Source organism: Oricola nitratireducens (genome assembly GCF_014904745.1).
Lineage (GTDB): Bacteria > Pseudomonadota > Alphaproteobacteria > Rhizobiales > Rhizobiaceae > Oricola > Oricola nitratireducens.
In genome coordinates this window covers 63,382-87,064 of the sequence record NZ_JACZCS010000010.1, presented here as the reverse complement: position 1 = coordinate 87,064, position 23,683 = coordinate 63,382, and the positions used below count along the sequence as shown (strand labels likewise).

The window sequence follows — 23,683 nt, the reverse complement described above, 5'->3', positions numbered from 1 at the left end:
GGCCCAACGACGGAAGGTGCGATTGCACTATGATTATGTCACTCTTTCGGCGGGCGCCGAAAAACCTCAACCGCAAGATCGTCGACGCGGTGTATACCTCGGTCATCGCCGCGGCGCGCCAGCCGGTGTTCTACAGTGACTGGGGCGTGCCGGACACGCCGCTCGGGCGCTACGAAAGCGTCGGCTTGCACATGATTCTCTTCCTTTACCGCACCCGCACCGCCGCCAAACCGATCGACGAGCTGGCGCAGGACGTGCTCGACGAATTCTTCAAGGATGTCGATCATTCGATTCGCGAGCTCGGTGTCGGCGATCCGTCGGTGCCCAAGCGCATGAAGAAACTCGCGCGCATGTTCTACGGCCGCATGGGCCATTACTGGTCCGCGCTCGATGACGGCGATGCCGAAACGCTTGGCGAGGCGATCGCGCGCAACATCGCGCCCGGAGCGCCGGAGACGATCGACCGCGCCGCCATCGCCGGATACATGCTGCGGTCGGCGAAGCTTCTGCAGGGCGTCTCCGACGAAGAGCTTCTCGCCGGCATTGTCCGGTATCCCGAAGCGGCGGCTCTCGGGCAGGTATGACCATGAGCGCGCATGACAATCCAAAGGCGCCGAGCCCGATTGCCCGGCCGGTCGTCGTCTCGGTTCTGCCGTCGGCGGGTTTTGCCGTCCGTATCGAGGCCGGCGAGGCCGAGCGCGAGGCGCTGGCGAAAACGCACGGTCTGGCGTCCGTTGACAGTTTTGTTGCCGAACTGGACCTGAAGCGCTGGCGCAAGGACGGCGTGCGCATTCGCGGCACGGTCAAGGCGCGGATCGTGCAGGAATGCATCGTCACGCTCGCGCCCGTGCCCGCGGAACTGGACGTGTCCGTCGATGCGGTGTTCCTGCCAGAAGGCTCGCGCCTTGCCCGGCCGCTCGACGATGACGGCGCGATGATCGTCGATCCCGACGGGCCGGATCTGCCGGAGACTTTCGACGGCGGAGTGATCGACGCCGGAGCGGTCGCCGAGGAGTTTTTCGAGCTTGCCATCGATCCCTATCCCCGCGCGCCCGGCGCGGAACTGGAGCAGCCGGCGGACGCGGCAGACGATGACGGCGACGGCGGCGCCGACAATCCCTTCGCCAAGCTCGCCGCGCTGCGCGATAAGCTGTGAAACCGGAAAAAGCCGCGAAATAAGGTGTTGAGACCTCCGGCAGAACGTCTATGGTCTGCCCGCCGCGGCCCATCGCGCCCGGCCAACTGCCAAAGGCAGAAAACGAACACGGGATTGGACGTTTTGATAACAATTTCGATTGACGCGATGGGAGGGGATTTCGGACCAGCCGTCGTCATCCCCGGAGCCGCGAAATCGCTGGAACGCCATCCCGAATTGCGGTTCGTGTTCTTCGGCCAGGAGGACAAGGTCCTGCCGATCCTCGACCGCTACGAAAAGCTGAAGAAGGCATCGCGTTTCGTCCATTGCGATATCGCCGTGCGCATGGACGACAAGCCGAGCCAGGCCCTGCGCCAGGGCCGCTGGAAATCGTCCATGTGGAAGGCCATCGAGGCCGTCAAGAACGGCGAGGCCGAAGCCTGCATCTCCGCCGGCAACACCGGCGCGCTGATGGCGATGTCGAAATTCTGCCTGCGCACCATGGCGGATATCGAGCGTCCCGCCATCGCGGCGATCTGGCCGACGCTGCGCGGCGAGAGCATCGTGCTCGATGTCGGCGCGACGATCGGCGCCGACGCCCAGCAACTCGTGGATTTCTCCGTCATGGGGGCCGCCATGGCGCGCGCCCTCATCGAGGTGAAGCGCCCGACGGTCGGACTGCTCAATGTCGGTGTCGAGGAGATCAAGGGCCAGGAAGAGGTCAAGGAGGCCGGCCGGCTGTTGCGTGAATCCGGCCTGCCGACACTCGATTACGAGGGATTCGTCGAGGGCGACGACCTCGGCAAGGGAACCGTCGACGTCGTGGTGACGGAAGGATTTGCCGGCAATATCGCGCTGAAGACCGCGGAGGGGACGGCCAAACAGATCGCCGAATATCTGCGCGCCGCCATGAGCCGCACCGTGATGGCCCGCATCGGCTATCTCCTGGCGCGCGGGGCGTTCAATCGCCTGCGCGACAAGATGGATCCGCGCAAGGTCAATGGCGGGGTCTTTCTCGGCCTCAACGGGATTGTCATCAAGAGCCACGGCGGCACCGATGACGAGGGATTCGCGGCGGCAATCGATGTCGGCTACGACATGGTCCGCAACGGGCTTCTGGACAAGATCGAAACCGATCTCCAGAGCTTCCACGGACGCCGTGCAAGGGACGTGGCCTTCAAGGCGGCGTCCGCTCAAACTTCAGGGTAATTTCCGGACATGATCAGATCTGCGGTAACCGGTATTGGGCGCGCGCTGCCGAAGCGCGCCATGGCCAACAGGGATTTCGAGCACATCGTCGAGACATCGGACGAGTGGATCATCCAGCGCACCGGGATCCGCCAGCGCTATATCGCCGGCGATGACGAGACGACCGCATCGCTGGGCGAGGAAGCGGCCCGCAACGCGCTTGCCTCCGCCGGCCGCGAGCCCGCCGATATCGACCTGATCATTCTCGCGACATCGACCCCGAACAACACCTTCCCGGCGACCGCGGTCGACATCCAGAACCGGCTCGGGATCCATCACGGCGCCGCCTTCGACCTGCAGGCGGTGTGCAGCGGTTACATCTATGCCCTGACAACCGCTGATCTCTACATTCGCGGCGGCATGGCGCGCCGCGTCCTGGTGATTGGCGCCGAGACCTTCTCGCGCCTGCTCGACTGGGAAGACCGCACGACCTGCGTGCTGTTCGGCGACGGGGCGGGGGCCGTGGTTCTCGAAGCCTCCGAAGGCGTTGGCCTCACCTCGGACACCGGCATTCTTGCCGCCAAATTGCGTTCCGACGGCTGTCACAAGGAAAAACTCTATGTCGACGGCGGTCCGTCGACCACGAAGACTGTCGGTCACTTGCGCATGCAGGGTCGCGAAGTCTTCAAGCATGCGGTCGGCATGATAACCGACGTGATCGAGGATTCCTTCAGCGTAGCCGGTATCACCGCCGATGATATCGACTGGTTCGTACCGCACCAGGCAAACCGCCGGATCATTGAGGCTTCGGCAAAAAAGCTTGGAATTCCCGAGGGTAAGGTGGTCATCACCGTGGACCGGCACGGCAACACCTCGGCCGCTTCCGTTCCGCTCGCCCTGTCGGTGGCCGTCGAGGACGGACGCATCCAGAAAGGCGATCTCATTCTGCTCGAAGCAATGGGCGGTGGTTTTACTTGGGGTGCGGTTCTGCTCCGTTGGTAATATTTTCCGCGTTTAAGGCCGAGCTTGCTTGACCGTTGGGCGGTCACACGCTAGCCTTTCCTTTGGATTTTCAGTGTGTTGAGGGAAGCCGGATCATATGGGAGGCAAAACGCTTACGCGTGCGGATCTGGCCGAGGCGGTTTATCGCAAGGTGGGACTGTCAAGAAGCGAGTCTGCTTCGCTCGTCGAGATGATCATTGACGAGATTTGCGATGCCGTCGTTCGCGGCGAAACGGTCAAGCTTTCGTCCTTCGCGACCTTTCAGGTTCGCGACAAGTCGGAGCGGATCGGGCGCAACCCGAAAACCGGCGAGGAAGTTCCGATTTCCCCGCGGCGGGTGATGACGTTCAAGGCGTCCAACGTCCTCAAGCAGAAGATTGCCGATTCGCACGCCAAGCGCGCCGATAGCGCCGGCGACTGAGTTTCCGGATTTTCTTCCGGAACATTTTCAAAGACTTCCGTAAAAAACGCGACTGGACGGCGCACTGGCGCTTTGCGCCGGGCGGAGCAGACGTTAGACTTTCGAAGGATTCGGAAAGAAGACAGAGCCCCCCATGGAAAAGAGCCCGGATGCGTTTCGCACTATCAGCGAAGTCGCCGAAGAACTGGACCTTCCCCAGCATGTCCTGCGTTTCTGGGAAACCCGTTTTTCGCAGATAAAGCCGATGAAGCGTGGCGGCGGCCGCCGCTACTATCGGCCGAACGATGTCGACATGCTGCGCGGCATCAAGCATCTGCTTTACGAGGAAGGTTACACCATCAAGGGCGTGCAGAAACTCCTGCGCGAGAACGGTGTTCAATTCGCTGTCGCCATCGGAACCGGCGACATGTCGGCCTTCGAGGAGCTGACGCGCAAGAACGCCGATGCGGCCAAGACCGCACAGGCGGAAGATGCGCGCGCGACACGTCAGCCGGCGATGGCGGAAGCCGAAGCCGACATGGTCGTCGGCGAGGCGAAGGCGCGCGGCAAAGGCATTTTCGGATTTGTCGGCAAGGCCGGCGAGGGAGCGGAAGCGTCCGGCAAATCGGAATTGTCGCGCGAGAACCGCGCCCTGCTTCAGGAAGCGCTGTTCGATCTTCTCGAATGCAAGCGGCTCCTCGACCAGTCGCGGTGAAATCGCAGCGAAAACCGCTTGTCTATGCGCCGGACGATGACTATAGCTTCTCGCGGTTCGGAGCGTAGCGCAGCCCGGTAGCGCACTTGACTGGGGGTCAAGGGGTCGTGGGTTCGTTATACGCGATGGGCCGAATTGTTCAGTATTTGGGAGCAGAGCGTCGACGGAGTGTAGCGCAGCCCGGTAGCGCACTTGACTGGGGGTCAAGGGGTCGTGGGTTCGAATCCCGCCACTCCGACCAAAAAGCCAACAATAACAAGTAGTTGGCGGAAAATCTGCATCTCACCGGTGGGCCGACGCTCTGGATCTCAGGGGTCGGCCCACTGTCGTTCTTTGATTTCGTTAGAATCTCTCAAGTGTGGCGAAATCTCCAATTATACGCGGTGCCTCAATCTGTTGACTTGTCGATAAGCTATTGAGAAACAGAACTTTTCTTCCCGTCTTTGTGTTCAGGTCTAATGGGCTGATTGGGAAGGATGAACAGTTTGGTGCGAAGCGTCTTTGTGTATGAAGTCAACAAATCTATGCCATGGGCGGGGGCGCCGCGCTTTCCAACTTGCGCTGTAGGCGCCCCCGCCCCAAGCGCAGTTTGCGACGATTTCGCATTCGGACCCGACCGAAGGGCGGGCCTTGAGAGCCGCCCAAGAAACCGGTAGCGAATTATTATCCTGATTTGTGCTTGGCGGAGCTTGTCTGGGAGGCTCCATTAGACTGCGTGCGTGACAGGCCTAGGTGCTGGGTACGTCGGGCAAACTAGTACAGGGTTTATCGGATCGGCACTGCCATGCAGCGGCAAAACGCCGGTTAATTGGCCTACTCGTTAGTCAATTTGAAACCCGATCTTTCGAGCATCCTCTTTTCTGACCCGCAGGCCAGGTCCCTTCGTCTCCGTCTCTGCCAAGAACTCCACGCCGGCCTCTTCCAACGCCTTCTGAACGCGAAGGCTGGTTTCAAGCGTCACCGGCTCGCATGCTTCGATCCGGACGAGCGACCGCTTGCTGACACCCGCGCGTTTCGCCAACTCGGCTGCGGGAATGTCCAGCGCTACACGCGCGGCGCGGAGTAGGTCATAGGAAGCCTGCATGAATCCCTCCTACCGGCGAGCAATCGAATCTTCCAGTGGAAAACGTCGCACGTGGCGTCACGACGCCAAGTGGGACTGGTAGACGCCGCACCCGTGGCGCCGTAGGGAAGGATTCGGATCTTAGAGATCGCCCGCGATCCGATCCGCTATTTCCTCGGCCGAACACCGGAGGTGTGCCCATGGTGACGTTCCGCAGATACGACGAACAGGATCCGATTTTTCATCGCGAGTTCGAGCGCCTCTCCGCCCTCGTCGCCGACATGGACGCCATCAGTCGTGGCCTGTTGCCGGAAGAACTGGTCGAAGGCGAAGCCCCGCTGCTCGACCGCTGGATGGTGGCCAGCAGGATCATCCCATGCCTGGCCGGACTGTCGACAGGTCATCCGTTGCTTCCCGGTGACAACAGGATGATCGGTACTTCGGATCTCTGGCTGATGTCGGAGGACCGGACCTGGGCCCGCACGCTGTCCCGCTGGTACCGCCTGGGCCGGCCGGCCGGTCAGACCGATCTCCAGTCGTGAAGGAATGGATACTTGTCAGCGGACAGGCACTTCCTTCGTCGTTTCGCGGCAGCCGTGACGGGCCAGCACCTGCCCACCGAGGAGGAGCTCCTGCGCGGAATGCCCTTCTTCAAGGAGGCGCTTTCGGAAGACATGTGCGAATATGCGGCACGTCTGGGGCGCCGGATCAAACGGCGTCGCCAGAAATATCTTCTTCCCATAGTCGAATGCCTGGATGACCTCTCTCGCGTCCCGAGCGACGACCGCGTCATCGCTCTCGTCGAAGCACTCGACCAGCTTCCAAAGACCAAAACCTTTCCCGTCGAGGCGTGTCGGTTGCGGTGCCTTATCTACCTGGCATTCTTCGGTCAGCCGGAAGCCGCCATCAAAATGGCCGGCGAAATGGCGCGACTTGCGTTTAAGGACGTCCGGCATGGGGAGCAGTCCGGCATGGTTTACCGATCGCTCGGCTGGACGGTCGCCTCGACCGTCCTGGAAGAGCGTTTGAGGCTTGGCGGGCAAAGCTCGTCGTATCGCGTGGCGGAGAAGGCGAAAACCTACGAACACCTTTTCCAGTCTGCCGTCAGGGCGTTGGCCAGGAAGCAGGCCGACAACCGGCGGCCGGATGATCGCGACCCGGCTGTCAATGACGATCGGCCCATGGTCGGACCACCGCACCTCGACCAGGAATACGTGGCGCCCGGCGCTGTCATTGTCATCAACTCCATCGGCAATGGCTCGACATCCGAAGGCAAACGCGTCGCAAGGGAATTCGGGGCGCTCCTGAAACAACCGCTCCCGCTGAAGAAGACCCCGAACCTGGCATCGGTTCGATCCGCCCTTGTCGAGGAATTCCCCTATGCGGAGGCGCTCGTCGACAAGGTGCTCAACCCGCTCGTCGGCCGGAGGCATGTCTGGATCCATCCCACGATCTTCGTCGGCCCCCCGGGATGCGGGAAGTCGCGTTTTGCCCGCCGCCTTTCCGAGGAACTGCGGGTACCATACGAAATGATTTCCTGCGGCGGCATGAGCGACAGCGCCATTGGTGGCGCGTCACGACGCTGGACGTCGGGAGAGCCGAGCCTTCCGGTCATGGCGGTCCGGCGGCACGACTGTGCCGGACCGATCATCATCTTGGACGAGGTCGAAAAGATTGGAACCAGCCGCCAGAACGGCAACGCGCATGACGTGCTTCTCGGCCTGCTGGAAGGCGAGACGGCCAGACGCTGGCACGACCCATACATCGAGGCGGAGTGCAATCTTGGATTCGTCACGTGGCTGATGACGGCCAACGCGGTGGACCCGATTCCCGCCGTACTGCGGGACCGCTGCCGTGTGCTCCGGTTCCCCCAGCCAGGTCCCGAACATGTGGCCGCCCTGGCGCCCCGAATCCTTGAAGGTCTGTATCTCGAAGCCGGACATGACCCGCGTTGGGCAACACCGCTCGACGCCCTTGAGCTTGAGGTTCTCGCCGCTGCCTGGAGCGGCGGATCGATCAGGACGTTGAAGCGCTTCCTGGAGGGCTTGATGGAAGCCCGCGAGCAAGAGAGGTCACGGCAATGACGGATCCCGCATCACCACGCCCGGACGAAAGCGCTGCTGCCCGAAAACGATCACGACGACAAGCCGGAGGCAGGCGCTCGCCCCGCAACATCGATGGCCCGCAGCACGACGAATCCTTCGAAGGACCGTCAGCTCCGAAGCGCTCGATCGAGCTCCTGCTTCGCATGGCGATCCATGAAGCTGGCCATACCGTCGCGCGCCTCTATCTCGGCCTCGGCGTCATCGAGCAGATCACCCTGGATGTCCCCGAAGGCGGCGGTATAATCTGGCGCATCGAGCGGCACGACGACTCGACCGAGGAACGGCTGACCGCAGAACTAGCGGCGACCTTGGGCGGAAGGGCCGCCGAGGAAGTCATCCTCGGCAACGTCGCGGCGCATTGCGGCGGCCAGCCCTACAGCGACCTCGCGCTCGCCACCGATCTCGCCTTCCGTATGGAGACGACTTTGGGCTTCGGACAGAAGTGGCCGCTGCTCTACCGTTCGGCCGCCGACCCTTCACTGCTGTTCGCTCAGGATCCCGATCTGGCGGAGATGGTCCATGCACGTCTGGAGTCGGCGAATGGCGCCGCGCGCGCGATCATCGCCAAGCAGAAGGAGGCTGTCGAATTCCTTGCCGCTCATCTGCTGAACCACGGGACTTTCGACGGTCCACGCCTGACCCGAATCCTCGAGAAGGTCCGGGAGCGGATGCAGGAATGAGACTCTGGATATTCTCCGACCTTCATCTCGAATACGCCGACCTGCCGGAGCCTCTCGCCATTCCCGAAGCCGACGTCTGCGTCGTCGCCGGCGATCTCTGCAACGGTCCGGCAAACGGGATTCGCTGGCTGGCGAAGCGCATCGCCCCTGCCATGCCCTGCGTCTACGTCGCCGGAAACCATGAGTTCTACAAGGGCTCGATCAAGGATGGGCTCGATGAGGGTCGAGCCGAGGCTGAAGGACTTGCGAACGTTCATTTCCTCGAGAACGATTTCGTCGTCATCGACGGCGTCCGTTTCATCGGCGCTACGCTATGGACCGACTACGGGATCGAGGGACATCCGCAATTGGCCATGTCTCATGCCCGGGAAAGGATGAACGACCATCGGAAGATCGTATACCAGCGAAAGCCGTGGAAACGGTTCGTCCCAGAAATAGCCCGAAGGATACATTTCGAGTCCCTGCGCTTCATCGAGACGGCATTGAACGCTGACCCGATCCCGACCGTCGTCGTCACGCACCATCTTCCGCATCCCAAATCCTTGTCCGGACGCTACAAGGGTGACTTGCTCAACGCCGCCTATGCATCTGACCTGACCGACATAATCGGATCCGGACGCCCGGCGGTCTGGATCCACGGGCATGTCCACGAATGCCGGAACTATCGAATCCTTGAGACGCTCATTGTGAGTAATCCGCGTGGATACGGGGACGAGAACGCCGTGTTCGATCCGGCGTTGGTTGTCGAGGTTTGACACCATCACGAGCCGACCGATCGCAGTTGAATTCTCGCTGCGTTCCGAATTAGACCTGACATTCGAGTCGCGGGCCTGGCAGCTTGCAGCGAATGAATCAGAAGGATCTCAGAGATGGCGAGTTTCTTTCGCCAAAAGCCCGCAAGCTCCAATGCACAGGATATTCTGCACCAGCTTCTCACGGTAAAACCCCAACCGACTGCGGTGGCGCCTAAGGATTGCCGTGGCATTTACGGCCTCGTCGATCATCTTGGAGCGCTTCGCTACATCGGCTCCACGAGTTCTGCGGAGGAGACCTTCCACAAGAGGATTCACCAGCGCCATCGCACCGGTTCTGAGACAGGCAGTCACTATTTCTCGCGCATGTACAACACCGGGCGGATGTGGCGGCTGCGCAATGATCCGGCAACCAAGGCTGATGGTGACATTGCGAAGAAGCTGCGCAACGCCTTCATCGCCGAGTACTGCAAGGCGGTCTGGGTACCTCTCCCGGATGAAATCGACATAGCCAGGCTCGAGCAGGAGGTGATTGCGCTCGCACCTCGGGACGTCATCGCATGGAATCGCCGTGGTATGGATGCCTACGACGAACCGGTAGATCTCGTGGACCGTGTCATCGGCCACTTGGATTTCCGCGATGCGGAACTGGCCGCCATCGATCGCCAAAAGGCACGTTTCTTTGGCACAGAATTCATTCCCACGACCAGTAGTTCTGCCGAGAAGGCTTCGGTGCCACCGTTTCCGGCAGGTCCCTTCCGGTTCATGGCGCTCGACGTGGAAACAGCGAACAATGATCGCGGCAGCATCTGTCAGATTGGTGTCGCTTGCGTTCGTCCGGACAGTTCAATCGAGACATGGGTGACCTACGTCGATCCGCAGACGTCCCGCTGGATGTTCACAAGCATCCATGGGATCACCAATACGATGGTTTCCGGGGCACCCACCTTCGAACAGGTGCTCCCCGTTCTGGAGGGGGCGCTTAGCGGCATTACCGTCTATCAGCATTCCGGTTTTGACCGTAGCGCGATCCGCGCGGCTTGTGCCGCCGTCGATCTTCCTGAGCCAGAGTGGGAGTGGCAAGACAGTGTGACCGTCGCCCGCCAAGCCTGGCCTGAACTGAAAGGCAATGGCGGTCACGGGTTGGCCTCTCTTAAGAACCATCTCGGCCTGTCATTCGACCACCATGATGCCGGCGAGGATGCGCGAGCGGCCGCGGAAGTCGTCTTGCATGCGGAAGGCGCACGCATAGCTATCGTCCCCGAAATCGAAAACGTCGAGGTGGCCGACGATATCGATGCCACCGCTTGGGAGAATTCTATCGGCGTGGAAACGACGCCAGCCAAGGAGTCTCCTGCCTCACGAGTAGTTGAAGGCTCAGTAGTCGGATACGTGACGCTCACACAGGGCAACATCAACAATAACCACTTCTACCTGCGCGATGTCTTGGCAGCCTTCCCTGAGGATTGCATCGGAGGCTCCAACGCCGCTGCCGCCGCAGCCCGAACAGTCACTGTAGTCTGGGGCGGACACTCTCCGGCGTTCACCGATATCGACGGGTCAAAGAAGCTCTTCCGTAAACGTGGTTGGGTTGGTGAATTCTTCAAGCGGAACAGTGCCCGCGTCGGAGATCAAGTGAAGATCGAAATAATAGGTTCGTATGGCTGCAGGGTATCGATCGTGAAGTTTTGAATCCGAAAAACGCGCCAAAGCTAAGGAATGGCAATTCTTTCAATGACCGCTTCGCGCCCTCATTGTCGCCGTTCATCCATGCAATCTCCGATCCTGGAAGCGGCCGTTAGTTTATGCGCTGTCGGCAGTCGGTTGGATGGCTGGGTCGGGTGACATCCTAGACACATGGCTCTGAAGCTGAGATTGGTGCAAGCGGTTGCTCGTATGTCGTCTGATGACACTAAACCTTTGCCATCAGCGATCGAGGCTTAGCCTAACGAACCGGGACACCAAGTGGCAGCCGCAATTCACAATATACCCCATCTGTTCCCGGTGGATGGTTTGCCACCGCCAGTGTCTGATCACGGCGGGTTCGCGTAAGATCGGTAAATGTCCGAGAAGCCTGAAGATGCCGAAATCACGTTGCCGCCGCAAACCGCACCGGCCGACCTGTCATTCGTGATGCGCGCGTTCGCCCGCACAGATGACGCGAACCGCGTCGCCCACACGCTCGCGAGCTACATCCGCCTCATAAGCTCGGTGATTAATCTGGAGCGGCTTGACGGGGTGACCGTGGCCTACGATTACGATGCCGCGCTCGCCGAACTTGACCGAGGCGTCAAAGGTTTGCGAACGCTCGCCCGGTCAAACGATGACCAGCTTGTCGGCGTTGCCATGTCACCGGCCGTCCTGCGCAACGGCGAGGTCAAGATTCACCTCGTTTTCAGCGGCGCGTACATCGAGAGTATCGATGAAACCCTCGACGAGGATGACGCGGAAGCTCAGTCGGGAAAGCAACAGGCCATCTATCTGATCGCCCACGAATGCGCGCACGTGCAAGTGACGACGGAGAAGGATGAAGCCTTCCCCGGCACCATCCTCCAGAAGCAGGCCAACTCCTACGAGGAGCAGATATTCACCCAGATCAACGAGGCCTGCTGGGACGAATATGCGGCCTGCCGCTTGAGCGCGCCGTTCGGTTCCGGGCACCTGGCCTATTACGAAGAAGGGCTGCGTGGCGTGGTGGGCGTCGCCCGGCAGAAGGCCGCGGCTGCGCGCGACGGTTTCTGGGAACATCGTGATCTCAACCGGATCGTCGGAGAACTTGGCGCGCCGATGTCGGAGCCGCTCCGGATGGCGGCTTATACCTTTGGGCACGTCGACGGCAGTAATGGCAATGTCGAGATCAGCGAGGAGACCCGACAAGCGATCGAGGAGGCTGGTTACACCGAGGCAATCGAGGAGCTGGTCGCTCAGCTCCGCAAGCTTTGGGATAAGCGCGGCGGATGGATGTTCCCGAGCGAATTCGACGTACTTGGCGATGTCGCCCGCGACCTGTTCTACAAGGAAGGACTCCTGATCACCCCGAACGGCGAAGGGGCGAATATTCAGGTGTGGGACCCCGCGATGTACGACGGTCCTGTCGCGGGCTAACGACCAGGAAAATTCCGCTCGCTTGCGGCGAGGATAAGACAATCCATCGTCAGATGGTTGTAGTGTCGCCTCACGTTTCGTCGGTGATCGCGAAGACAACCGCCTCATTCGATTGAACGACTGAGATTGGGTCGCGAACAGTCGGTCCGCAACGCGCCCTCATTCCGGTCTTTCGACGACCAGCCGCTCTATCCCAATAGTTGCCTCGGTGGCGCAGTTGCGTGCGCGGCGAGGGCGTTCGTGCTTCGGTGACTTTCGAAAGAAAAAGATAAGACTCTACAATTGTGTTGGTTGAATTGGACAGGATGTGGCTAGAATATTGTTCCCAGATGTGTTCCTCGAACGGAAAAGCCGGTAAGAAGACGCGAGACAAGCGAGTAGTCGATGGAACTTGTATTCGACCTCTGGGCTGATCGCGGCGCGTTCCCCGATCACGGGGGCGGGCCTCAAGGTGCGCTGGGGCAACCGGTCGTCGGGCCGTTGGGCCTCGTGGACACGCTCGAAACCATGCTGGGACTGGGTGCGCCACCGACTGCGCATGTCGTGCGCGTGGCCCATTTCCAAGCTATCCTCGAAGGTATCGTCGGCGCGCATTTCTGGTCGCGCTCGCTCGCGACGGATCCTTGGGCGACCGCGCGCACCGTGCTTTCGTGGCGCGATGAACTGGTTGGCTTCGGTTGGCGGGCGGAAGATGACTGGGACGAGCCGCGTCTTTCTTCGCTTGCCCAGGCTTCGCGGGCGGCCGGAACCATGCCGCCCGGCTTCGTTGATCGCGTCGCGGCGGTGCTTGCCGAACTCGAAGACCGCACGACCGCGCCAGTCGCCACCATCCGTCTCGCTGACCCGCGCGAACTCTGCCCGGCGCCGGTGCGCCGTCTTCTCGACAGACTCGAGTCCTTGGGTTGCGCGCTCATAGTGATTGAGCCAGTCGCCTCCGCCTCTTCCGAGACCGCTCTGGGCAAACTCCAGCGCTGGATGCTCGGCGCTCCCTTGCCCGAGCGGGATACCGACAAAAGCCTTGCTCTCGCGACCGCGTCGAGCGAACCGCTGGCTGCGGAAATCGCCGGCCAGTGGATCGCCGGTCAGCCACCGGACAAGACCTTGGCGCTTATCGCGCAGGACGGCGATTCCGACTTGCTCGATCACGCGCTGCGTCTTTCCGGGCAGCCGCGGGCGGGGCGGAGCCGAACGTCGGTCCACCGCGGCTCGCTGCAGTTGCTCCTCCTCGCCTTCAAGGCCCGCTGGGAGCCTTTCGATGCCGGTGCCCTCATGGAAATCCTGGTGTTTCCAGGTTCGCCGGTCGCCCCGCGCGCAGCGCGAAGGCTCGCTGCAGCACTCGAAGAGGCGCCCGGACGGGGCGGGCCCGAATGGGAAGCGGCATGGGCGGCGATCGCCGCCGCCGAAGAGGAGCACGCCGGGGACGATCCTGATGCCAGTGCGAAAATCGCTCCAAAACTGGAACGCTGGCGCGCATGGACCGACGGTCGCCTTGCCGACCCGGTATCAGGCATGCCGCTGGTCGAGGCGCTGTACATCTGCGACCTTGTCATCGAGTGGGCTGCCCGCCGTTTTGCCGTTAGCGACGACAGGCTTCACGCGGCTACCGTCACACTTGGTACGCAAGTGCGGGCAGCGCTTACCGCGCTGGGGCGTGACCCGATGCCGCGGCTCCTCGTCGAACGGGTGATCGATCAGGCACTCGATCAGGGCGAGGCTAATCCCTCGGCACTGACCGAAGCGGCCGCTTGGCGATGCGTCGTCCACCCCGGTGCCATATGGGCGCCGGTCGACACCCTCCTCTGGTGGAATTTTAAGGCCACCACGGAAGGGAGCGAGCGCGCCCCGTGGAGCGCATGCGAACGCGCGGCGCTCGCCGCGGCGGGCTGTCCGGCGGACGAGTTCACGCGCGCCGCGCGCGCCGCCAGCACGGCGTGGGAGCGGGCAATCCTTCATGCGCGCGAGCGCCTCGTGCTCATCGCCGGCGGTCCGGACTGCGAAGACGAGGATAGCCTCCATCCGCTGGCCCACAGGCTCAAGCCGGCGCTCGATCTCCTCTTGTTGCCGCTGCGGCTCGAAATCGCGCTCGTCACGCCGCGCATCGAGATCGCCGGAACCGCAATTGCGCGTAGCACCCTCGATGCGCGGCAGCTTCCCGACGCTCAGCCCGCTTGGCTGGTCCCGCCCGGATTTGCGGAGCGGCTCGCGGCTCATACCGAATCCGCCACTTCGCTCGAGAGCCTTTTCTCGTGCCAGTTGCTCTGGGCCCTGCGGCACGTGGCCCGGCTGCGGCCGGGTCGGGTCCGTTCGATTCCGGACGGCAACCAGTTGCTCGGCAACTTGGCGCACGCCATCGCCCGCGAGGTCTTTCCGCCCGGACAGCCACCCGCGCCCGAAGAGGCCGAGGCTCTCGCCGAAGACCTGCTCGAATCGCGGATCGACCAGCTGGCCGCTCCGCTTCGCCAGCCTGAGCTGGCCGATGCCCTGACGCTAGCCCGGCGCCGGCTCCCGGCCGCGATGGCCGGCCTTGCGCGCTGCCTCGCCGAGAACGGCCTTGTCGTCGAGGGGACAGAGGCGCAGGTAAGCGGGACTTTTGAGACGCTGCTCGCACTGCGTGGTGCGGTCGATCTAGTGGCGCGCGACGCGGACGCAAACGCGGTTATCGTCGATCTTAAGTGGACCCACAGCGAGCGCGCCCGGGTTGACGAACTCGCCACCGGACGTGCTGTCCAGCTAGCGACTTACGGCGCCCTCGTTGCCGGGAATACGCCATACCGTGCGGGCTACTACCTGCTCAACCAGCGCCAATTCGCGACGCTCGCGGGCAGCGGGCTCGTGGGCCGGTCGGTCGAGGGCGCGCGCACGTTCGGCGAGACCTGGGAAGCGATTCTGGCCGGATGGCGGACCTGGCGAGAGGTAGCAGCAGACGGCCAGCTGCTTGCCGCGGGAGTCGAAGGCGTGGCCGATCTTCTTCCTGCAGACCTTCCGCTTGTGCGGGATGTTCACTGCGAATGGTGCGATTACGCCACGCTATGCCGCGTGCGGGGACTAGCATGACAGAGAGTGCCAGGCAGAACCGGGTCGACACGATCATTGCCAGCGCGGGCACAGGCAAGACCCACCGTCTCGTCGAGGATATCGTCGCCGAAGTCATTTCCGGAACCGAGCCGCATCGTATCCTCGCCACCACCTTCACCAAGAAGGCGGCAGCCGAGCTTGCCGGTCGAATCCGCGCGACGCTGATCCAGCGTGGCCGCCCAGACCTCGGCGCCGCGATGCTCGGCGCGCGCATCGGCACTGTCAATGCGGTGTGCGGGACGCTGCTCGGCGAATTTGCCTTCGAGACCGGCCGTTCGCCTATCACCGACGTGATTGCCGAGGATCGCCAAGCAATCGTCTTTGGCCGCGCCACCGGCGACGTCTTCGCCGAGCATGGGCCGGTGATCTCGGAAATAGCGGAGCGATTCGGCATTCCGGCAAGCGGCTATTCGCTTCACGGCCGCGCCGTGCGCGGCTGGCACGACGATGTCCAGCGGGCTGTCGATTTGGCGAGGTCCAACGGCATTACCGCCGAGCGGCTCGCGCTGTGCGCCGAGATCTCGTCCGCCAGCCTGCTGACGCTGTTCCCCGACCCAGGTGAAGACACGGCGGGCGCGCTCGACGCGGCGCTGCGGGGCGCGCTCGAATCCTGCATCGCCGCGATCGAACCGGCGCGCGCGGCGCTCAAGGCGGGTACGCTCAAGAGCGACGTACCGGCTGTGGAGAAGGCCTTGCGCTCTCTCGCGGCGGGCGATCCGATCGCCTGGCCCGACTGGGCCAAGCTCGCCAAGCTCGGCGCGACCAAGTCTGATGAAGCGCTTTTCGCCGGTGTGGTCGCATCCGCCAGCGCGCATCCGCGCCATCCGCGCCTTCACGCCGACATCGAGCGTTATTGCGAGGCTGTCCTCGGTTGCGCCGCGCGGTGCATGGCGGCTTATGCGACCTACAAGGCCGAACGCGGCCTGCTCGATTTCGTTGACCAGGAGATGCTCGCGCTGGCAATCCTCACGGAACCCAGTAATTGGGAGCGGCTGCGCGAACTTATTGGTGCGGTATTTGTCGACGAGTTTCAGGACTCGAGCCCGATCCAGATCGCGATTTTTACCGCGCTGTCGCGGATCGCTCCCCGCAACCTTTGGGTCGGCGATCCCAAGCAGTCGATATACGGCTTCCGCGATGCCGATCCTGCGCTCACCACCGCCGCAGCAGCAGCGATAACTGCCTCGAGCGGCGGCGCGACCGATTACCTCCAGCGCTCCTACCGGACCCGCCCGCAACTCGCCGCGTTCATTAATGCCGCGATCACCCCCAACATGTTGCGGGCCGGCATGACCGAGGAGGAGGTCCGCTTCGATCGTTGTGCACGCAGCGAACCGGACCTGATGCCGGCTGCGCTGTCGGTTTGGCCGACCGCGGGCAGGACCAAGGCGGCACGGACCGCGGCGCTCGCCGCGCGCGTTGCCGGGCTCAACGCCGAAGTCGATCCCGGCGCCTGGGCGGTCAGCGATAAGGACGGTGCGCTTCGTCCGGTCCGAGGCGGAGATATCGCGGTACTGTGCCGCGGCAACGCGCAGGTGTCCGAGCTTGCCACCGCACTTTCTGCGCATGGGCTGCGCGTCGCGGTCGATCGGCCCGGGCTGCTCGACCAACCCGAGATCGAGTTCACGCTTGCGGCGTTTCGATGGATCGCCGATCCCAGCGACGGCCTTGCGCTCGCCGAGATGGCGCGCCTGTCGAGCGACGACGACACCTGGTTCGAGGCCGTGTTCGAGGACGATCACGGGGCCGGTCTCGTAGCCTGCCTTCCGTTTTCAGGAGCCTTGGACGCTATTCGCGCGGAAGCGTCGCAGCGTACCCCGGCCGAGGTTCTCGACGCGCTTCTGCATGCCGAGACGGTGCTTGCTACGATGCTGCGATGGGGTAATGCCGAACAGCGGCTCCAGAATCTCGAGGCGCTGCGGGCTTTGGTGACGCTTTACCAGGAAGAGCAGCGCGCCGAGCGCCAGGCAGCGACGCTAGCGGGCGCAAGTGAGTGGATCGCTGCGCGCAGTGACGCGCGCCAGCCGCCAAGCCGCCATCCCGATGCGATCAATGTCCTGACCTATCACGGCGCCAAGGGCCTCGAATGGCCAGTCGTCATTCTCACGGAACTCGACGCAGCGGCCAAGGCCTGGCCCTTCCGCCTCACCGCCGTCGACGAGGCCGCTCCCGATTGGGCCGAGCCGCTCGCGGCTCGCGGATTGCGGTTCTGGCCCTGGCCCTACGGCGAGCAGCGCAAGGGCGTCGGGCTCGATGTTGCCGCCCCGGCCTCGCCCGAAGGCACCGCCGTGCTCGACGAGGAGCGTCTCGAACGCGCACGGCTGCTTTATGTCGGGCTCACTCGCGCGCGCGATCATCTCGTGCTGGCAGATCCCGGGAACGCCATGCTCTGGCTCGATGAACTGGCCGACGAGTCCGGCGCGCCGCTAATCTCGTTCCATCCTGAGAAAATAAGCGCAGGCGGCGTGGACTTTGCCGTCCGGCCGCCGCCCGATGCGCTGGAGATCAGTGCGGAAGCGGCGGCTCCGGCGCAGGAATACACCCGTCCCACCGCGGTGGCGGCAGTCCATCCGCCGCTGAGCCTGCGGCCGAGCGACGCGATCGCGGACACCGGCACGGTGAGGATTGCCGCCACCGAGGTGCTCGGTCCGCGGTTCGCGCTCGTAGGCGATCCCGATCTCCAGCGGCTCGGCGAAGCGATCCACCGCTTTCTAGCCGGGGAGGAACAAGCGCGCGGGCCCGCGCAGCGCATTTCTCGCGCGGCGGACATGCTTGCCCGGTGGGGCGTTCCCGAGTTCCAGCCCGAGGATCTCGTCGAGATCGCCGATCGGCTGCACGGGCTTCTTGACGAGCAGTACGGCGCCGCCGCGCGCTTGGCCGAATGGCCGGTTCATGCGCTTGAAGGTCTGCAGGTGCTCGGCGGCCGACCCGATCTCCTGGTCGACCTTGGCGACGGCTACGCGATCATCGATCACAAGAGCTTTCCCGGATCGGTCGAGATAGAAGCGGAGCGGCTGCGCGCGGTGGCCGGCCAGTTGGCTCTCTATGCACGCGCACTCCGGCAAGTGACCGGCAAGTCGCGCTTCGAGTACTGGATCCATCAACCGATCGCCGCGGTGATGACGCGCATCGAGGTAACTTGGGGCGAGTAGACGGCTGAATTAGGGGGCGCTTGCCGAAGGCTAGCTTCGTCATTTGGCCGCGCCGAAAGCAGACTTTCTGCAAGCGGCCCCGGTGCTGCGTGGCAGCAACGCGCCCCCAAAGTCGCCATACAAACGCACTTCAGCTCCGCCCATAAGCGGACCTGCAATACCGTTTCAAAGGATTGTCCGCTCTCTTCGGATGTCGTAGATTTCCATGAATGCTACAAGTGACATCATCCATGAGTTTTCGCGGGATTCGTTTCCTGCTGTCTGCCTTTGCGCTGGTCTCGCTCCTGCTGGGCGGCGGCGTGTATGCGCACGCCTACGAAATCAGTCCTCGCGATCACGTTCATGCCGCTGCGTCCGGCGACCATCACGGACACACTTCCGGTTGCCCGATGTGCAAGGAAGATGAACGACCGGTCCATTGCGGCGCAAACATCCTGATGACTGCTTCTGTCGCAGACCTCGACCATCCTGCCCTGGCACCGCAATCCACCGACATGCGCTACAGTCAGCTGGCCGGGCACCTCCTGATACCCGAATCCCCGCCACCCCGCGCTTTTCCCGTTCTCGAAATGTAACGCCGCAGCCTGACCGGCTGCACGACATCGAACAACGAGGAATGACAATGAAAATCCAAACACTAATCGGCGCGGGCGCCCTCGGCCTCGCGTCCGTTGCCGCTGCATATGCGCATGGTGGCGCGACTGGAATCGTCAAGGAACGCATGGAAGCCATGGAGAGCATGGGCGATGTGGTCAAGAAGCTGTCCGCCGTGATGCGCGGCGAAACCGAATACGATGCCGCGGCCGTAAAAGCCGGGGCCGAGACGATCCGCAAGCACGCAGGCAAAGCGATCACCGAGCTTTTTCCGGAAGGCAGCGCCGGTGGACCGTCGGAAGCGAAGCCGGACATCTGGTCCAATTGGGACGAGTTCTCGGCGCTGGCCGGTCAGCTCGAAACCCTTGCCGGAGGCCTCGAGGCCGCGGCCGGCAACGGACTGATGCATGGCGGCCGGGGCCCGGGCGCAGGCAACATGATGGGCCAGGGCAATGGCATGATGGGTTCCGGTTCGGGCATGATGAGAGGCGGGATGATGGGATCCGGTTCCCCGATGGCGGGCGGCGGCCTGATGGGCGGAGCCGGGATACCGGATGCCGACGCGCTCGCCGCGATGCCGGCTGACGGTGTATTTGCCATGACGGTGCAGACTTGCTCCGCATGCCACACGAAGTTCCGGGCCGAAGAGAACTAAACCATGCGGCGCCCCTTCAAGATCGCAGCCTTCGCCGCCATCGCGGCGGCGGGGAGCGGCGTCGCGCTCGCGGCATGGCCGATCGGCCGACCTGTTTCGCTGGAATCGCTCAGCGGCGATGCGGCGCGTGGCGCATATCTGGCTCGCATGTCCGGCTGTATCGCCTGTCACTCCGATACCGATGGCGGCGGCGCGCCGCTGGCCGGAGGACTGGAACTGAAGACAGGATTCGGCACATTCCGCTCGCCAAACCTCACGACCGATGACGAATACGGGATCGGCGCGTGGACGCCGGAGATGTTCGCCAAGGCTGTTCGCCAGGGCATATCGCCCGAAGGAGAACCCTATTACCCGGCTTTCCCGTATCCGTTCTATTCGCGTTTCTCGGACCAGGACATCGCCGATCTGTGGGCGGCCTTCCGGACCGTTCCGGCGACGGCTACGCCGTCCCGCGAACAGGAACTGCAGTTTCCCTACAGCTTCCGTCCGGCGTTGAAAGCCTGGCGGGCATTGTTCCTCGACATGGGGCCGCTGGAGCCGATGCCGGACAGGAGCGATGCGTGGAACCGCGGCCGCTACATCGTTCGCGGGCCGGCGCATTGCGGTGCCTGTCACACGCCGCGCAACCTGCTCGGCGCACGGCAGGCCGAATTCGCCCTGCACGGAGCCGACGGCCTGCCGGACGGCGGAAAGTCGCCGCGGATCACCGCGGACCGGCTGGAAGCGGAGGGCTGGACCGTCAACAACCTTGCCTATGCACTGCGCAGCGGCGTCACGCCCGAAGGCGACGTCTTCGGCGGCTCGATGGGCGAGGTCGTGCGCGACGGCACCGCCTTCCTGTCCGATGCCGATTTGCGCGCGATCGCCATCTATCTTCTCAACAAGGATGAACAAGATGAATCCTGACCGACGCGATTTCCTGCGGTGGACGTTGGGCGCCGCCGCTTTCGCCACTTTTCCACCCTACGCCGCAGCGCAGGACGCCGGCGTCATTCAGCTTACGGCGGGCCCGAGCGAGCATACGCTCTATCCCGAAGGTGCCGCGCCGTCCTCGCTGTGGACCTATAACGGCATGTCGCCCGGACCGGAGATCCGGGTCGCAAAGGGCGATCGCGTGCGCGTCCGCTTGACCAACAACCTGGAAGAGCCCACCTCGGTACACTGGCATGGCATCCGCATCGACAATGCGATGGACGGCGTCGCCGGACTGACGCAGGAGCCGGTGCCGCCCGGCGAAAGCTTCGACTACGACTTCGTCGTACCGGATGCCGGGACCTTCTGGTACCACGCCCACAACAAGAGCTGGAACCAGGTCGCGCGCGGTCTCTATGGGCCGCTGATCGTCGACGAAGCCGAACCGGCCTTCGACCGCGATCACGACCTGACGCTGGTGATCGACGACTGGCGGCTCGGCAATGATGGGGCGCTGGATCTCGCCAGTTTCGGATCGCTGATGGACTGGAGCCATGGCGGACGGATGGGCAACTGGCTGACCGTCAACGGCAGGAGCCTGCCGGCATCCAAGCTGAAGGCGGGCGAGGCCTATCGTCTGCGGCTGATCTGCGCGGCCAATGCGCGGGTGTTCGAGCTCGACCCGGCGCGTTTCGGCGCGAAGGTGCTGGCCTATGACGGGCAGCCGCTGCCGGAGCCTGTCACGCTCGACTATTCGCCGTTCCTGCTCGGGCCCGCGCAACGGGTAGACCTTCTGGTCGTGCCGCAGGAGGACTTCGCGCTGGAGGAAATCTCGGGCAACGAGCCGTTCGCCTTTGCAAGCTTCAAGGTCGAAAAGGGCAGTGGCGGCGACGAGGCAGTTCCCCGGCTCGCCGCCAACGCCATTCCCGAGCCGGACCTGTCAAATGCACAGACCGTGCGACTGGAGATGACCGGCGGCGCGATGGGCGGCTTTGCCGAGATCGTCTACAAGGGCCGCAGGCTGCAAGGCGAGGATTTTCAGTCCACGGGCCAGGTTTGGGCGTTCAACGGCGTCGCGAACCTCGCCGACGAACCGCTGTTCCGGGCCAGGCGGGGCGAGACGGTCGTGATCGAGACGGTCAACGACACCGCCTGGGTGCATGCGATGCACACGCACGGCCACCATTTCCGGATTGTCGAACGGTCCGGTGCAACGGCCGACGACGGCCGGCCCTGGCGCGACACATTCCTGATCGGGCCGCAGCAGACGACGAAAATAGCCTTCGTCGCGGACAATCCCGGCAAATGGCTCCTGCATTGCCACATGCTGGAACACGCGGCGGCAGGCATGAACACCTGGTTCGAGGTGGCCGACAGCTAACCAATATACACCGAACCGACAATCGCGATTCCGCGACCAACTCGAACCCTCTAACGCAGGAAATAAAGGAGTTCCGAAACATGAAACGCTTCCTTTCCATCCTTCTTGTCGCATCGGCTGCCGGACTGGGCGCCGTTATGCCGGGTCACGCGCAGGACGACATGACTATCACCGTGTTCAAGACGCCTTGGTGCGGCTGCTGCCATGTCTGGACGGAGGCAATGCAGAAGGCGGGATACACGGTCAGAGTCCGCGACATGGAAGATCTGACGGTGGTCAAGAGGCAAGCCGGCGTGAGCGCAGAACTCGAGGCATGTCACACCGCAATACTGGATGTCGGCCGCAAATACGTCCTAGAGGGGCACATACCGCTGGAGGCGATAGAGAAACTGGCCAGCGAACAGCCGGACATTCGCGGCATCGCAACACCGGGCATGCCGTCAGGTTCGCTCGGCATGGATTACGACCCGAGTGCCCGTTACGACGTTTATGCTTTCACCGATGATCCCGCAGACAAGCCAACCGTCTTCTACGAGGCCGGCAGGTGATGACGGCAAGACGTTTCGCTGTTCTGGCGACGATCGGGCTTGCGCTGCTGGCGGCGCTAGCCTTCTGGCTGTTGCCCGACGCACAACAAGCCGAAGGATCGTTGCTGCGGCCCGACGACAAACAGATTGTCGCCGCGGGCGCGGCGATCTACCAGGCCAATTGCGCGTCCTGCCACGGCGTTGACCTAAAAGGCCAGCCGAACTGGCAGGCGCCCGGGGAGGACGGCCTGATGCCTGCGCCGCCGCATGACGAGACCGGGCATACCTGGCACCATCCCGACGAGATCCTGTTCGCGATCACCAAACACGGTGTCGCGAAGGCCGCCAATCTCAAGGACTACAAGTCGGCGATGCCCGTCTATGAGGGTGTGCTGTCCGACGAGGAGATGATCGCGGCGCTGTCATGGATCAAGGCGCAGTGGCCGGGGGAAGTCCGGCAGCGGCACGACGAGATGAACGCGCAGTACCAGGCTCTGGAAAAGGAGGCTTACAAGTAAGTCAGTCTCTTCTGGAACCGCTTCGATCTGGCAACTGCCGGCGTGTGAACCAGATCACGAGCGGAGGTATCGCAAGCCATTGAAGGAGGGGGCTCAGGCCGGTGCCGAACGGCGGCACCATAGGCATTAGGTCCGAGTAGCTCCAGCGCATGGTTACCTGCGTGTAGTAGTACTCGAAGCCGACCGTCAGCGCGATGCCGGCGCCAAGATTCAGCAGCGAATGCAGCGGTTGCGGATCAATGATCCAGTAGCGAGACCGCGCCGCCGCGCTGGCGATCCAGAAAGCGGTCAGTGCGAAACCGACATCGCCGATCGTGGCGGAGGTGCAGAGCTTGACCCCTTCCCAGTGGGGCAGGTCGGTCATGCCGGCATATGTCGGCGCCTGCAGATACTCCCAGACAAAATGCAGAAGGAATGAAAAGACGACCACACCGAATTCAGGTTGGTTCGTGATGCCGCGCATTATCGGGCTCCCGATTTCGACAGAGCGGAGAAATCTAAACGTTCCGGCAAGTGGAAGGTCAATTCAAGGACTCTGATAGCGCTCCCGAACGCGGACTGCGCCTGGCGAACTCCCGGTAGAGCGCCTCGCGGCTTACGCCCAGCTCGGCCGCGAGTTCCTGCCAATGCCCCTTGGGCGGAAGAGATCCATTGTTCGCGGAGATGGCCGGAACTCCAAGGCGGAGAAAACCGAAAACGGCGCCGTCCTGACGGCGACCGGGGA

At 63.1% G+C, this 23,683-nt stretch carries 22 protein-coding genes and 1 tRNA gene; 21 read left to right on the top strand and 2 right to left on the bottom strand.

The features are described from left to right. Positions 1-29: 29 nt before the first annotated feature. The 7 genes from IG169_RS06930 (at position 30) to IG169_RS06900 (ending at position 4,681) form a co-directional block, all read left to right on the top strand. The gene (locus tag IG169_RS06930; RefSeq protein ID WP_193175449.1) at positions 30-584 is read left to right on the top strand and encodes a ubiquinol-cytochrome C chaperone family protein; all 555 of its coding nucleotides are present in this window, start codon (positions 30-32) and stop codon (positions 582-584) included. 2 nt (positions 585-586) lie between these two features. Further along, positions 587-1,156 carry a YceD family protein gene (locus IG169_RS06925; protein WP_193175448.1) on the top strand — a complete coding sequence of 190 codons (570 nt, stop codon included), beginning with the start codon at positions 587-589 and terminating at the stop codon, positions 1,154-1,156. 123 nt (positions 1,157-1,279) lie between these two features. Next, positions 1,280-2,344 (top strand): phosphate acyltransferase PlsX, encoded by a 1,065-nt coding sequence (gene plsX / locus IG169_RS06920; RefSeq protein WP_193175447.1) that lies wholly within the window; start codon positions 1,280-1,282, stop codon positions 2,342-2,344. Between the two features lie 9 nt (positions 2,345-2,353). Beyond that, positions 2,354-3,325, top strand: a complete 972-nt coding sequence (locus IG169_RS06915) for a beta-ketoacyl-ACP synthase III (protein WP_193175446.1) — start codon at positions 2,354-2,356, stop codon at positions 3,323-3,325. A 97-nt stretch (positions 3,326-3,422) separates the two neighbouring features. Further along, complete coding sequence (locus IG169_RS06910) at positions 3,423-3,746, top strand: integration host factor subunit alpha (RefSeq protein WP_193175445.1); 324 nt, start codon at positions 3,423-3,425, stop codon at positions 3,744-3,746. Positions 3,747-3,879: 133 nt separating this feature from the next. After that, the gene (locus IG169_RS06905) at positions 3,880-4,440 is read left to right on the top strand and encodes a MerR family transcriptional regulator (protein ID WP_193175444.1); all 561 of its coding nucleotides are present in this window, start codon (positions 3,880-3,882) and stop codon (positions 4,438-4,440) included. Positions 4,441-4,604: 164 nt separating this feature from the next. Further along, positions 4,605-4,681: transfer RNA gene (locus tag IG169_RS06900), tRNA-Pro, on the top strand. Between the two features lie 579 nt (positions 4,682-5,260). Here the strand turns inward: IG169_RS06900 and IG169_RS06895 are convergent. Further along, positions 5,261-5,524, bottom strand: coding sequence for a helix-turn-helix domain-containing protein (locus IG169_RS06895; RefSeq protein WP_193175443.1), 264 nt, complete (start codon positions 5,522-5,524; stop codon positions 5,261-5,263). 179 nt (positions 5,525-5,703) lie between these two features. Between IG169_RS06895 and IG169_RS06890 the strand changes: the two genes are divergently transcribed. From IG169_RS06890 to IG169_RS06825, 14 genes are all read left to right on the top strand, one after another. Next, a complete protein-coding gene (locus tag IG169_RS06890; RefSeq protein WP_193175442.1) occupies positions 5,704-6,045 on the top strand; it encodes a DUF6634 family protein in 342 nt (113 codons plus the stop codon). A 12-nt stretch (positions 6,046-6,057) separates the two neighbouring features. Continuing rightward, entirely contained in the window at positions 6,058-7,587 is a 1,530-nt protein-coding gene (locus IG169_RS06885; protein WP_193175441.1) for an AAA family ATPase, read from the top strand. Continuing rightward, positions 7,584-8,288 carry a M41 family metallopeptidase gene (locus IG169_RS06880; RefSeq protein ID WP_193175440.1) on the top strand — a complete coding sequence of 235 codons (705 nt, stop codon included), beginning with the start codon at positions 7,584-7,586 and terminating at the stop codon, positions 8,286-8,288. Before IG169_RS06885 ends, IG169_RS06880 begins: the two co-directional genes overlap by 4 nt. After that, positions 8,285-9,043: a metallophosphoesterase gene (locus tag IG169_RS06875; RefSeq protein ID WP_193175439.1), complete on the top strand. Its 759-nt coding sequence runs from the start codon at positions 8,285-8,287 to the stop codon at positions 9,041-9,043. The genes IG169_RS06880 and IG169_RS06875 overlap by 4 nt, the downstream gene beginning before the upstream one ends. Positions 9,044-9,157: 114 nt before the next feature. Next, positions 9,158-10,732, top strand: a complete 1,575-nt coding sequence (locus tag IG169_RS06870) for a 3'-5' exonuclease (RefSeq protein WP_193175438.1) — start codon at positions 9,158-9,160, stop codon at positions 10,730-10,732. A gap of 369 nt (positions 10,733-11,101) precedes the next feature. Further along, positions 11,102-12,145, top strand: coding sequence for a hypothetical protein (locus IG169_RS06865; protein ID WP_193175437.1), 1,044 nt, complete (start codon positions 11,102-11,104; stop codon positions 12,143-12,145). A 384-nt stretch (positions 12,146-12,529) separates the two neighbouring features. Beyond that, positions 12,530-15,199 (top strand): PD-(D/E)XK nuclease family protein, encoded by a 2,670-nt coding sequence (locus tag IG169_RS06860; protein ID WP_193175436.1) that lies wholly within the window; start codon positions 12,530-12,532, stop codon positions 15,197-15,199. Next, positions 15,154-18,372, top strand: coding sequence for a UvrD-helicase domain-containing protein (locus IG169_RS06855; RefSeq protein ID WP_193175435.1), 3,219 nt, complete (start codon positions 15,154-15,156; stop codon positions 18,370-18,372). The genes IG169_RS06860 and IG169_RS06855 overlap by 46 nt, the downstream gene beginning before the upstream one ends. Positions 18,373-18,602: 230 nt before the next feature. Then, positions 18,603-18,947: a hypothetical protein gene (locus IG169_RS06850; RefSeq protein WP_193175434.1), complete on the top strand. Its 345-nt coding sequence runs from the start codon at positions 18,603-18,605 to the stop codon at positions 18,945-18,947. Between the two features lie 47 nt (positions 18,948-18,994). Beyond that, entirely contained in the window at positions 18,995-19,621 is a 627-nt protein-coding gene (locus IG169_RS06845) for a c-type cytochrome (protein WP_193175433.1), read from the top strand. Between the two features lie 3 nt (positions 19,622-19,624). Further along, positions 19,625-20,527 (top strand): c-type cytochrome, encoded by a 903-nt coding sequence (locus tag IG169_RS06840; protein ID WP_193175432.1) that lies wholly within the window; start codon positions 19,625-19,627, stop codon positions 20,525-20,527. Continuing rightward, positions 20,517-21,914, top strand: a complete 1,398-nt coding sequence (locus IG169_RS06835) for a multicopper oxidase family protein (RefSeq protein ID WP_193175431.1) — start codon at positions 20,517-20,519, stop codon at positions 21,912-21,914. The genes IG169_RS06840 and IG169_RS06835 overlap by 11 nt, the downstream gene beginning before the upstream one ends. 80 nt (positions 21,915-21,994) lie before the next feature. Next, on the top strand, positions 21,995-22,462 hold the full coding sequence (locus IG169_RS06830; RefSeq protein WP_193175430.1) for a DUF411 domain-containing protein: 468 nt from the start codon (positions 21,995-21,997) through the stop codon (positions 22,460-22,462). Beyond that, complete coding sequence (locus IG169_RS06825) at positions 22,462-22,959, top strand: c-type cytochrome (RefSeq protein ID WP_193175429.1); 498 nt, start codon at positions 22,462-22,464, stop codon at positions 22,957-22,959. Before IG169_RS06830 ends, IG169_RS06825 begins: the two co-directional genes overlap by 1 nt. A 1-nt stretch (position 22,960) precedes the next feature. Here IG169_RS06825 and IG169_RS06820 read toward each other — a convergent pair whose 3' ends face one another. Beyond that, positions 22,961-23,422 carry a hypothetical protein gene (locus IG169_RS06820; RefSeq protein WP_193175428.1) on the bottom strand — a complete coding sequence of 154 codons (462 nt, stop codon included), beginning with the start codon at positions 23,420-23,422 and terminating at the stop codon, positions 22,961-22,963. Positions 23,423-23,683: the final 261 nt, after the last annotated feature.